Below are 11,875 nucleotides of genomic sequence, written 5' to 3'. Positions count from 1 at the left end.
AAATAATCTAATGCTTTGCGATTTTTGACGATTTAGCGAGTCGAATGAATTAGGTGAGGGTGAGTACTTCAATTGGATAAAGCGATTCTTTTTGTGGATGATGAGGCTCTGATCCTAATGAGCATGAAGTCTCAGGTGAAACGTCACTTTGGAGAAGGTTATCGATATGAAACCGCGCTTGATGCAGGTGAGGCGTGGCAGATTATCGAAGAATTGGTTCATGAAGATGTTAGAATTCTAATTATCATTTCTGATTGGTTGATGCCTAACGTTAAAGGTGATGAATTTTTAAGACAGGTTCATCATAAGTATCCTGACATTCAAAAAGTGATCGTTACCGGTCATGCGGACGATTCTTCTATCGAAGCACTTAAAAAAGAAATTAACCTTCGTTCTTATCTCAAAAAACCTTGGGACGAAAGAGAATTGGTCTCCACGATTACTACGGCTTTGAGTAATTAAAACTTAAACGCCAGGATATTAAATTTTATTAATATATATAATATATTGTATTTTATGAATGTATGTGATTGGTATTTGTTTTCGTAGCAAAACTGGAACATCCATCTGATCTGATTTAAAATTAAGAAATAATTTCATTTTTAGCAATAGGTTATTGAAAAATTAATTTTCCGTTTGTTCGTTGTATTGAAATGGATGATTGAAGTAGTTTTATTAATCGCTGCATAGAATTTTTCAACAACTCGAATGAGAAAGAATTTTCTAAAAGTATGAGTTCCTAAAATTTAAGAATTGAATCGTAAAATCGTGATTTGTGAGAGTTCCCACATTTTACAGATAAATGTAAGTTTTGTAGTAGTTCCTGCACTTGAATACGACAGATTCAATTCTTATAAACTTCTATTTTATAAATTGTGGTAGTTCCTACATTTCAAAGTTTTACCGTAAAATATAGATTTGTGAGAGTTCCCACAGATTAAGTCACATAATAAATTTTTAAACATTCTTTTTTTGTGATTCGAGTCGGGGAGTTCCCACATTCACTTTTTATGGAAAAATCAGATTTTTATAAAAACATCCTTACGCCGAACTCACGCTATATTTACAATTACCGAAAGAGATCATAAAATCCAAAAATGAAACTACGGGCATTCTGTCTATAAGCCGGATTCTGTCCTCTCCTAAGAGATGGATGATCATTTATCTTGCTTCGAAAGTTACCGATCGAAGTCCTTGCTCTCTACCCGCAGCCCTGCGGAAACTACAAATAGGCTGCCTATTTGAGATTGCACCCGGGAGGGTTTGCCATTCCCGATTTCTCTCGAAATCGTAGGTGGGCTCTTACCCCACCATTTCACCCTTACCTTTTACCAAGGCGGTATCTTTTCTGTTGCACTTTCCATATTCTCGATCCTGAAATTACTCTCAAGATAGAGAATTCCGGGAATTACCCGGTCCCGTGTTTCCAGGTGTCCGGACTTTCCTCACCCTTTTTATTTCTAAAAAAGAAGCGCGATCATCCGACAGAATGCTTGATTTTAACTATTTTTTAAAAGCCTAAACAAAACCAGAAAAAAAGAAAGAATCTTTATAAATTTTGGCACGCTGCTTGCATATATCTATACAAGAACACTGGAATTGAGGTGATAAGATGAACAAGTTTGCGGCAATTGCTCTTTTTTTAAGCATTTTTACCGGACTTTATGCTACTCCAGAAGCCGAAAGGGTAGAGGAAGAGCTTAATAAGTTTACACCTCAGAATGAAACCCAACTCGCAAATAAACTCAGTGCTTTGGGAACCTTAAAACAAAAGGTGAGAGATTATCATTCTGCAATCGATCTTTATAACCAATCCCTTCATGTTCGTGAAAAGATGGGAGAAAAAGAATCTTCTGGTTATGCTTTGGTTCTTTATCTCAAATCCATTTCAGAATTCCGTCAAGGAAAGTATTGCCCTGCGCTTGAGAACATCAAAAACGTAATTTCTATCTATCAAAAAATCGGAGATATCGATTCTGCTCTCAATGCGGAAGAAGAAGCTTATAAAAAGTACCAAGAAGCTTGTTCCATCCATATGGAGAATGTTGCAAAAGCAGAATAATTTTAAGTCTCGAATTCATCCCATCTCTAGTTCTAACTGATTTGACCCGCCCTGAAAAGGGCGGGATTTTTTTTGATTTGACTCTCTTCATTTCAAGACTAACCTGAAACTCCGGATACTGTTATTTTAATAGATCTAAATACAAAAATAATTCGGAGCAGCGTATGAAAATAAATTATAATTGGAAAAACGTAGATCATTCTAAAGCCGCTGAAAAATACGCAAATAGCAAACTAGATCGAGTTTCAAAATATCTTCATACGGTTCAATCCTTCGAAATTTCTTTCGAAATGATTCACGGAGAAGTCACTGCAAACTTGAATCTACACGGTGATGGTAATAAATTCAACGCACAAAATTCAGATAAAGATATATATGCTTGTATCGACGGTCTGGAAGATAAGATCGTTAAACAAGTCAGTAAACATCATGATAAGAAAGTGAATCATTAATCCTCCGGTGGAGTTCTTCTGCCGGATTTCAAATTCAATACCCGAATCTTAATGTCGTTTTCCAGAAAACTCGAAGAAGCTAATCAACATCTATCAGACGGAGATTTTGATAAGGCTAAAAAAGTTTTCGATTTACTTCTGGGAGAAGATCCAGAACACCCGGAAACGATTGCTGGTTATTTTATATCTTCCTATTGGGATAATCGTTTGGATCGGATTCATAACACAAAAGAAGGAAGAGATAGAAGCCATATTCTTGTTCAATATTTTTCAGAATTTCAAAACGCGTTCGAACTAAAAAAATTTACTGGAACTTCTTCTTTTCGTGCGGTTTCGGAATCGGTTTTATCAGAAGCAGTGGATCAATTAAAAATATCGGTTCAAAGAGAAGGTCTTCACTTTCAAGATCCTTCTGCGTTATTAAGTTTGATACGTGAACTCATTCGTTTTAGGGATTATAAAAATGCGCTCGAAATCTTAAATTATTCTTCTTCGGTGGAAAAAAATTCTCCCGAGTTTCTTTATTTGAGAGCGGAATCACTTTTTCAAACCGGCGAAGAAAGAAAAGCCCTCCTTCTTTTTAGAGAAGCCTTTTTAAAAGATCCTTCTGTTGCTCCTCTCGCCGTTTTGAAATCGGGTCCGATTTATTTTTGGGTCGAAAAATTAAAAGGTTCTTATCAGGATGAATCGGATCTAAAAGAGGTTCTGCCGGTTGTTTTGGCAGAGCGCGGGATTTTCGAAGAGACTAGAAATTATTCCGAAAAAGAAATTTTAGTATATTATAACAATTTAATTCGTTTGAAAGATACGTTAAATTCTAGAAAGGATTTATACGATTTTAAAATCCGTTGTAGAATTTTACAACACGCCTGTCTAATTTTAGACGTATGTAGAAATATGCAGTATGGAGAAATCTATCAGGAATCCAAAAGAATTTTAGATTCCGTAGATCCTGGTTTTTTTCTAAGAAGGCAAAACGGAACCCAGGATTAAACTGGGTTTTGTCGTTTCTTAAATATTCTTAAATCTTAAACTGATTGATAAGGCGCAATAATCCTTCTGATTGGGTATGCATATTTTTAGAAAATCCGGTCAAATCATCTGCACCGCTTGCAATCTCTTGAGTTCCTTCTGAAATACTTAGGATTGTTTTTGCAATTTCATCAGAAGCTCGTCTTTGTTCTTGTACAGCTTCTTCGATTTGAAGACTAAAATTCATAAGAGAACTAGCGCTACTATGAATTTTTTCAGTATTCTTTTCTTGAGCGTTTACTGAATCCAAAACCGTTTTTGCTGAAACTCCGAACATATCCACAGAACTTCTAAGTTTTGCAAGAATTTCGGAAGCTTCCTTTACTTTTCCAGTTCCGTTCATTACGGCACGATTTGTAGATTCTACAAGTTGTCCTATTTCTTGAACGCTATTGGAGGTTTGAGAGGCGAGTTTAGAAATTTCTTCCGCAACTACCGCAAAACCTTTTCCGGCTTCTCCTGCTCTTGCCGCTTCGATTGCGGCGTTTAACGCGAGTAAGTTTGTCTTTTCGGATATATCAGTGATGATCGATAGAATTTCGTTGATTCTAGAGGCGCTGTCTCCAATTTCGTCCATCGCTTTTGTGGATTGATTCATGGAGCCTTCGCCCGTAACGGCTTGTTGTTGTGATTCGTTTGCGAGAAAGGAAAGTGATTTCATCTCTTCATTAATTTTTACGATTTGTTCTTTCAAAAGAATTACGTTTCCGTCTATATCTTTCATATGTGAAATCGCCTTTTCCATCGACCTGCCTACGTTCTCAGCGGAAGAGGCTAATTCTTCGATTGCTGCTGAAGATTCTTCTGATGCAGATGCTTGTTCCTGGGCTACGTCGTAAAAACTTTTAGAAGATTCCGCCATTTTATCGGAGGTAGAGTTGAGGGATTCGGAAGAACCTTTGATTTCGAATATGATTTTTTTGATGTTATTCTTCATCTGATTGAGAGAAAGAAGAAGCTTTCCGATTTCGTCCTTTCGCTCGTATTGATTGACTACTATTAAGTTTCCAGAAGAAATTTCTTCGGAAAAAGAAATCGCTGTATTGATTCCATTCGTAATCAATTTTTGGAATATTAGATTTAACACAAGTAGAATCGCGACCATGGTGATTAATGAGGTGGTAATTGTTTCCAAAATGATCATGGATAAATTTTTCCAAAAAATATCGTAAGGTACACTTACTTCTAAAATCCATTTCTTATCATAATTGCCTAAATAAAAGGAATAGAAAAAATGTGTGGAATTGTCTTTTTCATAGATTTGGATTTCTTGTTTCTGACTTCCTTCTAGTATTAGTTTTTTCCATTCTGGATCTGGGATTGGTTTTCCTACGAGTTCGGGTTGTAATCCGTTCGCTGCATAAAAACCTCCGGGAGAAATTAAATTTAAATAACCTTTTCCTTGGTAAGGACGTATGGGAGCAATCATCTCCTGCATGTTTTTCATGGTTATGTCCATGCCTACTACTCCGGCAAATTCCCCATTTCTGCGTAACGGTTTAGCCACTGAGATCATCAAAACGTCTTTTCCGGATACCGGATAGGCAAATGGATCTGCGATATAATCTTTTCCGGTTTTTTTAGGAATATTATAAAAGTATCCACTCATATCTTGATTTTCGTAATAGACTACTTGTTCCAATACGAGCGGTCTGTCTACACCGGCGGACTTATTGAGATATGGAATAAACCTTCCGGTTGAGTCATAACCTTGTTTATTTACATATTGTAAATCGTTCGAGTCGAACTTTCCGGGTTCAAATACCGACCAGGTTCCGAAGTAGTTTGGGTCCGAATCGGCCAGGTCTTTCAACGATTCGATCGTTTCTTCTCTTGTAGGTCTTGCATGAGAAAGTTGGAATTCTATTCCTCTTAGCCCTCCCAATGCCTTGTCAAAAAAGTCTTGGATTTCGAAAGCGTATCTGGATGCTATCAAGGAGGAAGAATCTTTGATATCCTGTGTTAGTTTGAAATAAGTTGAAACTGCATTGATGGCTGTGATTGCTATACTTCCTGCCATAAGCACAAGGGCAAGATACAGGGATATTCTAAATCGGATACTCATGAATTTCCTCCTCTTTTTGTGTATCTTAAAAACTGTGGGAAAATCCGATGCTAAACCAAAATAAATGCGCCGGGATTTTCTGCAATAAATACGATTCTCGAACCATCTGTCTGAGTGAACCGTCTCCCGCGTCCGGGATTAAAGGACTACTTGCTATTTGATCCAATATGAATTGATTGAGAGGACCATTGACTTTAGAAGGATCTACTATCAGTCCATCTTTTGTATTTCGGTTAACGTATCCTCCTGTGGCTCCGTAGTAGTTATCCGTATCGTACATATACAGATTAGGTCTATAAACGTGGTTTCCTTTGATGAAAAATTTTCCAAAATAAAACGTTAAACTACTAGTGATGTCTTGAATTCCGTATCGGTTATCTACGATATTATTAGACATTGCATATCCTACGTTTACTGCGGGTGTAATTCTGAAAAAATCCTCTTTAAAATATTCATGACTTATATAAAGGGAAAGGTAATTTTTCCCCGCCGCCAAACCAGAATTTTCCTGACTCATCTGAGTATAAAAAGAAATGGTAGGAGTTAGATAAGCAATAAAAGGAAGAAATGAAATTTCCGGAAGTTGCCAAAAGATATAGTATTCCTGCCAAGCGAGCCTTGTTATCTGATTAGAAGTATTGTTGGAACTTGTAATTCCTTGTGCGGCAAGAGAATTAAAACCTCCTAATGGAGTCGAAATATAAGATGGATTTTTGTGAAACGTATTGTAGAACCAAGTTCCGACGGTGAATTTTCCCCAACTCGTTTTTTCGAAAGTATAATAAAACGCATAGAATAAACCGTCGGCTCGTTTCATTCCATTTTGTTCTTTATAAGATTTTGGAACCAATCCACCGCAGGTTTGCCCAGTGGATAAGTTTCCATTCATTAAATTATTTTGAGTGTCATATACACAACTTTGATTGAGAAGATCCGGATCTGGTGCAGTAAATGGATTTCCTTGTCCCGGATAAGCAGGTCCCGGACCTCCCGGAAACAATTGGATACGTCCGTCGTTATCTTTGTCGTTTCTATCTGTTAGCTGAAAGTTACCCCAAAATTGAATCATAAATCCTTTGAGAGGAGTATTGATATTGATGGTAGGTTGATAAGAAGGAATTACCGTTGTAGAAGGATAACTTTCGTTTCTACGGCGATTGGCCATTTCACCTGAAAAACTAAGTCCTCTCCAGATAAAGTCTGTGACAATTTCGTGAGTTACGTCTATGGTTGTATCGGTTCCCTGAGGATGCGAATGGGGTGGTTCTCTTTCTATTGGAGCTGCAATTCCCGAATACTGATTGGAACGTTCTGGTTTAGAAGTTGTCGTTGAAGATTTTTCTTTGTCGGAAGCAAAAAATGCATTTTTATTTTTATCCTGTGATTTTTCATACGTGATACTAACCACGTTATCTTTACTGATATAACGGATGTAGTCTTCATGTTCTGCCAGAAAAACTTTTTCATCATCTTCTAAAAGGATCTTACCTCGATGTACAGAACCGTTTTTTAAACGTACTATGTCAGCTGCAATTAAGTGAGACTCAAAACAAAAGAACAAACAGAATAAAAATAGAAGATAAGATTTAAGCTTCATACGTTAACCACTTTGTAAATTTTTTATTTCCTAATTTTTCAAATTTCAAGCAGAATTGAATATTTCCGAAGTTTATGATTTTTTGGCTTCGACTCAAAACGACCCCGGAAAAAATAACAAAATAAAAGAGAAAGTTAGGAATCAACTCGGAAAAACTTTTTATTTTTTTTGAATCGGATTCAAAGAATGGATAAAGTAAATCTTAAGAAACCTATTTTCTTTGAGCGTTAAGTATATCTTGGCTTGTCCTTAAAACGTTTTTAATTTTTTTGTTTTTGAAAATTTTTCGAAAATATAAAGAGTCACGTTAAGTTTTAAATCGGTATTCTATATAAGTTTTTATAAAAAACGAATTTTGTAATCAAAGAATCGAATCTTTTCGATTTAACTTTTATTGGATGGTGTATCTAAAAACCGAATTGAGACAATTTTGCGTTTTTTAAGAGAACTTTTTATACGGAATCCATTTTGAAACTCGCTGCGTTCTATATAAGAAGACGATTTTTTTATCTCTTAGAGTTTTTAATACAAATTCGTAACTATAAAAAATAAGATTTATAGTCTAAAAAAATCTTGGTGCTGTTCAAAAGACCGTTTCTAAAGATACAAGTTATGTCTCTGGAATCATTTTTTAGAAATTAAGAATAAAATTATATTTGGGTATCCTTTTTTATAATTACAAAATAAATCCAAGAATAGTTTTGAACGGATGTTTCAATTTTGTTATGAATTTTTAACCTAACGTGAGTTTGGTGTAAAAACTAAATCTTTCCATGAAAAAATTAAATGCGGTAGTTTCCAAGGATTCAACAGTTTATGAACTTGAAACTGGATTTGTTAAATTCATATATAAGTTTATAACATTTTCAAAACGTTTCCGAAAAGATATTGTCTAGATATTCTTTTTGTACTTTGCATCTGGGTTCTTGGATTCCGTTTTTCATCCTAAAAACTCTTTTTTTGTTTTGAAAGATTTCCAAGTTCCAGGTCTTCTTTTGTAGTTTTGTATGCACGTAGGATACAAAAGAGTCTGCAAAAAAATCGTCAGCATTTGTAGCAGAATAAAGAGTAGGAAATGGAGTTTTTTCTAAAGTAGGGTAAATACTATCCCAATTTTTAGAAAGTTCAATCGGTTTGGATGTATAAAATTTGATTTCTTTTCGAAGCGGAAAAAACGAATCTAAGTAAGAAACGTCTTCAGTTTTCCAAATTCCTTTTGAAAATTCAAATTCGCTAAAGTTTCTATATTCTTCCCTAAAATCAGGCACAATTTTTTTTTGAACAGAGAGGATATGTCCGACTTCGTGTAACAGTATGTATTCGATTGCGGTTTCAATTTTGTCTTTTGTGTCCGATTCGATTCTCACCTTAACTTGGATATTTCCAGAAATAAAAGGTGAATTTTCTTTTTGAGTGATCCATTCGTTTGCGGTTTGATTCAATAGTTTTGTATCCAAAAAGACTACTCCACCTTTGGGTCCTGTGTTATCATAAACAAAGGAACTCAGACCGCTACTTCCTAAATTTTTGCAAAGTATTACTTTAAAAAGAGAACGATCAAGTATCGTATTTACTGAATTGGGTAGAGATTTTCGGACAGTACTTAGACGTTCTTTCCAAGGATTCAATTCGTTTTCCGCTTCTGGTAAATCGGTAATACCATCGATTCGATTCATTTCCTGAACGAAATTTTGTTCTTCCGAGTTGAGTCCAGAGATTCTTTGCTCCCAACCTTCCATTGAAAAATAACGTTCCATTTGGGTGATCGGATGTTTTCTAAAGAGCTGATAATAGGGATTATTTCCCATTGTGGTCTGAGAAGGTTTACAAAATAAAATTCCAAAAAAGACAAATACTTTCCAATTCGTTTGTAAATGTTTTACTAAGAGCATGGTTAAAGATTTTTCTAAAATCCTTAAAAGTAAACTCGAATCGAATCTGGATTTTTGATTTTGAAAAAAAGATCGGAATGATTTGCGCTTATTTAGGATGCTTATAAACTTGGATGACAAATTTCCCAGATCTGAAACAAAAATGTTCTATTTTCTGTTACCTACACTTTTTTTATTCTTTCGTCTTGAATCGACTGAAACAAATCCTTGGAATCTTTCTATCGGTGAAAGAATTATCAATCGAAAACACGTCTCTCATATCATAATAGAAACTAGAGTTGATCATTTTAGAGTTTCGATTTTGTTAAACGAACGTTTCCCTTATAACTACAAATCTAGATCTGGTTCTTTTTTTATCAGGGTAAACGATGAAAAAGAGGCGCTTAAAATTTCGGAAAAGCTGGATCAATATCTAGAGTCCGGATGGAATTTGAAAATTTATCTTTCCGGATCGGAAATTGTTCGTTATGACTTGGATAAAACGATTCAGTAGATTCAAATCCGATTTTTTAAACCCTTTCACTTTCTTTGAAAGGGAATTTAATTATAGCGAGGCTCAGTCTTGGAAAGATCAGACTAGAATCGATCAGTCTTTTATACGGCTTGCGTTTCTTCTTCATTTTATGATGTATTCTACGCTTGCGATTCCAGAAGTCAGAAGTTCACAAAGGGGTGGTGTTTATTTAGGTATTATCTTTCTGGTCAACGTAATGGGGTTGGTTCTTTCTTTTCAGGAAAGGTTTCTTTCTTGGGTAATTCACATTTCGAACGTGATCATCATTTTTTTATTGATGAATTTATTTCACGAATCTTTCTATCACTTTCGAGATTTAGAAAGCCTTCAGATTTATAATAATTATTTTTTACTAATATCGTTTATTGTAATATTCCAAATGTTTCGTTTGAAAAAGGGCTCTTGTTTTTTAACCGGAACGGTTTCAATTTGTCTACATATCTTTTTCGTTTCCATTAAAAGAATGGAATTAGGGTTAGATGATTTTCCTAGAATCCTTTTTGTGCCAGACGTGGTCTATGTTCTTTGTATCGTTATCGGTACTTCTTCCGTGATTATCGTAAAAAGGCTGATTTCTATTTCGTCTGAGTTGGATCTAGAATATAAATTTATTCAACAGGATCTTATCGTGGCAAAACAGGTTCAGGAAAATTTATTTCCTGGAAAACTGAGTATCAAAGGGATTCGTTATGAAGTGATGAGAATTGCGCCCAATCATATAGGCGGAGACTTTTTTGATTTTGTACAACTCCGGGAAGGAAACACTGGAATTTTTCTTACAGACGTAGCGGGGCACGGGATCGCTTCCGCTCTTGTTGCTTCGATGGTTAAGATTATGGTTTCTACGATGCCTTATATTTTGAAAGTACATCCTTCTCGTTTGATGGATTATATAGACGATTCTCTCCATAAACAATTTCAGTCTTATCACGCGTCTGCGATTTATATGTTTTTGGATTTTATTTCTAGGGAAGTTACCTTTTCGAATGCGGGACATCCGTATTTGATCCACGGTTCTTTTTCAAAAGAATTTCACGAAGTAGAAACGGAAGGCGCCATTTTAGGTTTTGGAATTAAAAAGCCAATTGCAGAACAAGTCAAATTTCCTCTCGTTGAGAAGGATCGGTTTTTTTTATATACGGATGGTTTGATAGAAAACAAGAATCGAGAAGGAAAACTTCTTGGAACGGAAGGGCTGCTTGAAATATTGAATGCGAACCGATTTGAAAAAGATTTGAGCACCTTTAAAGCAAACGTACAAAAAACGGTCGAAGATTTTTTTGGAAACGTAGCTTTAGAAGACGATACACTTTTTTTGATCGTGGAAGTGGAGTAAAATAGAAATGAGTGAAAAATTAATCAATATAACTAAAGAAGGACAAATTGCAATTCTTACGATCCAAAGACCTTCCGCTTTGAATGCCCTCAATCGGGAAGTATTAATTCAGATCGGTCAAGAAGTGGATGCGCTTGAAAAAGATGAAAACATAAGAGTTTTAATTGTGACCGGTGAAGGTAAAGCGTTTGTTGCCGGAGCCGATATTGCCGAAATGAAAGACTTAAACGTTTCTCAGGGAAACGAGTTTTCTAAATTAGGAAATTCTGTATTCCAAAAATTGCATCAATCCAGAATCGTTTCGATTGCCGCGATCAATGGTTTTTCTCTTGGCGGAGGGTTAGAACTTGCTCTTGCCTGTGATATACGAGTCGGTTCTGAAAAAGCGAAGTTGGGTTTGCCGGAAGTTTCTCTGGGACTGATTCCAGGTTTTGGAGGCACACAAAGACTAGCCAGATTGATCGGTTATGCGAGAGCGATTGAGCTTGTAATAACCGGGGAAATGATTTCTGCGGAAGAAGGTTATAGAATCGGGATTCTTAATAAACTCGTAAAAGAGGGAGAAAGTATATTAGATTTTTCTAAATCGATTGCAAACTCGATCCTTAAAAAAGGACCTCAGGCGATCGAAAGAGTTAAAAAGACAATCCAACAGGGTTTAGATGTTTCTTTAAAGGAAGGAATTTCTATAGAAGAAAAGGCGTTTGGAGACTGTTTTGACGGAGGGCAATCTAAAGAAGGTATGAGCGCGTTTTTGGAAAAAAGATCAGCTCAATTTTAAGTGGTAGTTCCCACATTTTCGGAGTTAGGCTGTAAAATCTTGATTTGTGGTAGTTCCCACAAATTTGAAGTTAGACTGTAAAGTCTTGACTTGTGGTAGTTTCCACATTTTCGAAGTTAGACTGTAAAATCTCGACTTGTGGTA

The 11,875-nt window shown here is 35.6% G+C and carries 10 protein-coding genes and 1 other RNA gene; 7 read left to right on the top strand and 4 right to left on the bottom strand.

Annotated elements, in window-relative coordinates; all coding sequences use genetic code 11:
- The first annotated feature begins 72 nt into the window (after nucleotides 1-72).
- A complete protein-coding gene (locus BW942_RS05810) occupies nucleotides 73-462 on the top strand; it encodes a response regulator (protein ID WP_000356374.1) in 390 nt (129 codons plus the stop codon).
- A gap of 643 nt (nucleotides 463-1,105) precedes the next feature.
- On the opposite strand, the gene rnpB is transcribed toward BW942_RS05810, so the two are convergent.
- Nucleotides 1,106-1,493, bottom strand: an RNA gene (gene rnpB / locus BW942_RS05805) — RNase P RNA component class A.
- 119 nt (nucleotides 1,494-1,612) lie between these two features.
- Here rnpB and BW942_RS05800 point away from each other — a divergent pair.
- The 3 genes from BW942_RS05800 (at nucleotide 1,613) to BW942_RS05790 (ending at nucleotide 3,507) form a co-directional block, all read left to right on the top strand.
- Entirely contained in the window at nucleotides 1,613-2,062 is a 450-nt protein-coding gene (locus tag BW942_RS05800) for a tetratricopeptide repeat protein (protein ID WP_001031671.1), read from the top strand.
- A 164-nt stretch (nucleotides 2,063-2,226) separates the two neighbouring features.
- Complete coding sequence (gene hpf / locus BW942_RS05795; protein ID WP_000701011.1) at nucleotides 2,227-2,514, top strand: ribosome hibernation-promoting factor, HPF/YfiA family; 288 nt, start codon at nucleotides 2,227-2,229, stop codon at nucleotides 2,512-2,514.
- A 51-nt stretch (nucleotides 2,515-2,565) separates the two neighbouring features.
- Nucleotides 2,566-3,507, top strand: coding sequence for a tetratricopeptide repeat protein (locus BW942_RS05790; protein WP_000010627.1), 942 nt, complete (start codon nucleotides 2,566-2,568; stop codon nucleotides 3,505-3,507).
- A gap of 28 nt (nucleotides 3,508-3,535) precedes the next feature.
- On the opposite strand, the gene BW942_RS05785 is transcribed toward BW942_RS05790, so the two are convergent.
- From BW942_RS05785 to BW942_RS05770, 3 genes are all read right to left on the bottom strand, one after another.
- On the bottom strand, nucleotides 3,536-5,611 hold the full coding sequence (locus BW942_RS05785) for a methyl-accepting chemotaxis protein (RefSeq protein ID WP_000027575.1): 2,076 nt from the start codon (nucleotides 5,609-5,611) through the stop codon (nucleotides 3,536-3,538).
- 25 nt (nucleotides 5,612-5,636) lie between these two features.
- The gene (locus BW942_RS05780; RefSeq protein WP_000769790.1) at nucleotides 5,637-7,208 is read right to left on the bottom strand and encodes an LA_0442/LA_0875 N-terminal domain-containing protein; all 1,572 of its coding nucleotides are present in this window, start codon (nucleotides 7,206-7,208) and stop codon (nucleotides 5,637-5,639) included.
- 866 nt (nucleotides 7,209-8,074) lie between these two features.
- Nucleotides 8,075-9,100 carry a hypothetical protein gene (locus BW942_RS05770; protein WP_000927885.1) on the bottom strand — a complete coding sequence of 342 codons (1,026 nt, stop codon included), beginning with the start codon at nucleotides 9,098-9,100 and terminating at the stop codon, nucleotides 8,075-8,077.
- Between the two features lie 97 nt (nucleotides 9,101-9,197).
- Here BW942_RS05770 and BW942_RS05760 point away from each other — a divergent pair, with 97 nt between their 5' ends.
- The 3 genes from BW942_RS05760 to BW942_RS05750 are packed head-to-tail and all read left to right on the top strand — an operon-like array spanning nucleotide 9,198 to nucleotide 11,731.
- Nucleotides 9,198-9,593, top strand: coding sequence for a hypothetical protein (locus BW942_RS05760; RefSeq protein ID WP_000906752.1), 396 nt, complete (start codon nucleotides 9,198-9,200; stop codon nucleotides 9,591-9,593).
- Nucleotides 9,568-10,950 (top strand): PP2C family protein-serine/threonine phosphatase, encoded by a 1,383-nt coding sequence (locus tag BW942_RS05755; RefSeq protein ID WP_000219857.1) that lies wholly within the window; start codon nucleotides 9,568-9,570, stop codon nucleotides 10,948-10,950. The genes BW942_RS05760 and BW942_RS05755 overlap by 26 nt, the downstream gene beginning before the upstream one ends.
- 7 nt (nucleotides 10,951-10,957) lie before the next feature.
- The gene (locus tag BW942_RS05750; protein WP_001291080.1) at nucleotides 10,958-11,731 is read left to right on the top strand and encodes an enoyl-CoA hydratase-related protein; all 774 of its coding nucleotides are present in this window, start codon (nucleotides 10,958-10,960) and stop codon (nucleotides 11,729-11,731) included.
- Nucleotides 11,732-11,875 lie beyond the last annotated feature (144 nt).

Source organism: Leptospira interrogans (assembly GCF_900156205.1).
In the GTDB taxonomy this organism is placed as follows: domain Bacteria; phylum Spirochaetota; class Leptospiria; order Leptospirales; family Leptospiraceae; genus Leptospira; species Leptospira interrogans.
The sequence above is the reverse complement of the archived record's forward strand: the minus strand, read 5'-3'. Positions and strand labels throughout refer to the sequence as shown.

Bases quoted from the DNA above. Each gene is read 5' to 3' on its own strand.
- BW942_RS05755 (WP_000219857.1), top strand. From the start codon at position 9,568: ATGACTTGGATAAAACGATTCAGTAGATTCAAATCCGATTTTTTAAAC.
- BW942_RS05760 (WP_000906752.1), top strand. From the start codon at position 9,198: ATGCTTATAAACTTGGATGACAAATTTCCCAGATCTGAAACAAAAATG.
- BW942_RS05770 (WP_000927885.1), bottom strand. From the start codon at position 9,100: ATGCTCTTAGTAAAACATTTACAAACGAATTGGAAAGTATTTGTCTTT.
- BW942_RS05790 (WP_000010627.1), top strand. From the start codon at position 2,566: ATGTCGTTTTCCAGAAAACTCGAAGAAGCTAATCAACATCTATCAGAC.
- BW942_RS05800 (WP_001031671.1), top strand. From the start codon at position 1,613: ATGAACAAGTTTGCGGCAATTGCTCTTTTTTTAAGCATTTTTACCGGA.
- BW942_RS05780 (WP_000769790.1), bottom strand. From the start codon at position 7,208: ATGAAGCTTAAATCTTATCTTCTATTTTTATTCTGTTTGTTCTTTTGT.
- hpf (WP_000701011.1), top strand. From the start codon at position 2,227: ATGAAAATAAATTATAATTGGAAAAACGTAGATCATTCTAAAGCCGCT.
- BW942_RS05750 (WP_001291080.1), top strand. From the start codon at position 10,958: ATGAGTGAAAAATTAATCAATATAACTAAAGAAGGACAAATTGCAATT.
- BW942_RS05785 (WP_000027575.1), bottom strand. From the start codon at position 5,611: ATGAGTATCCGATTTAGAATATCCCTGTATCTTGCCCTTGTGCTTATG.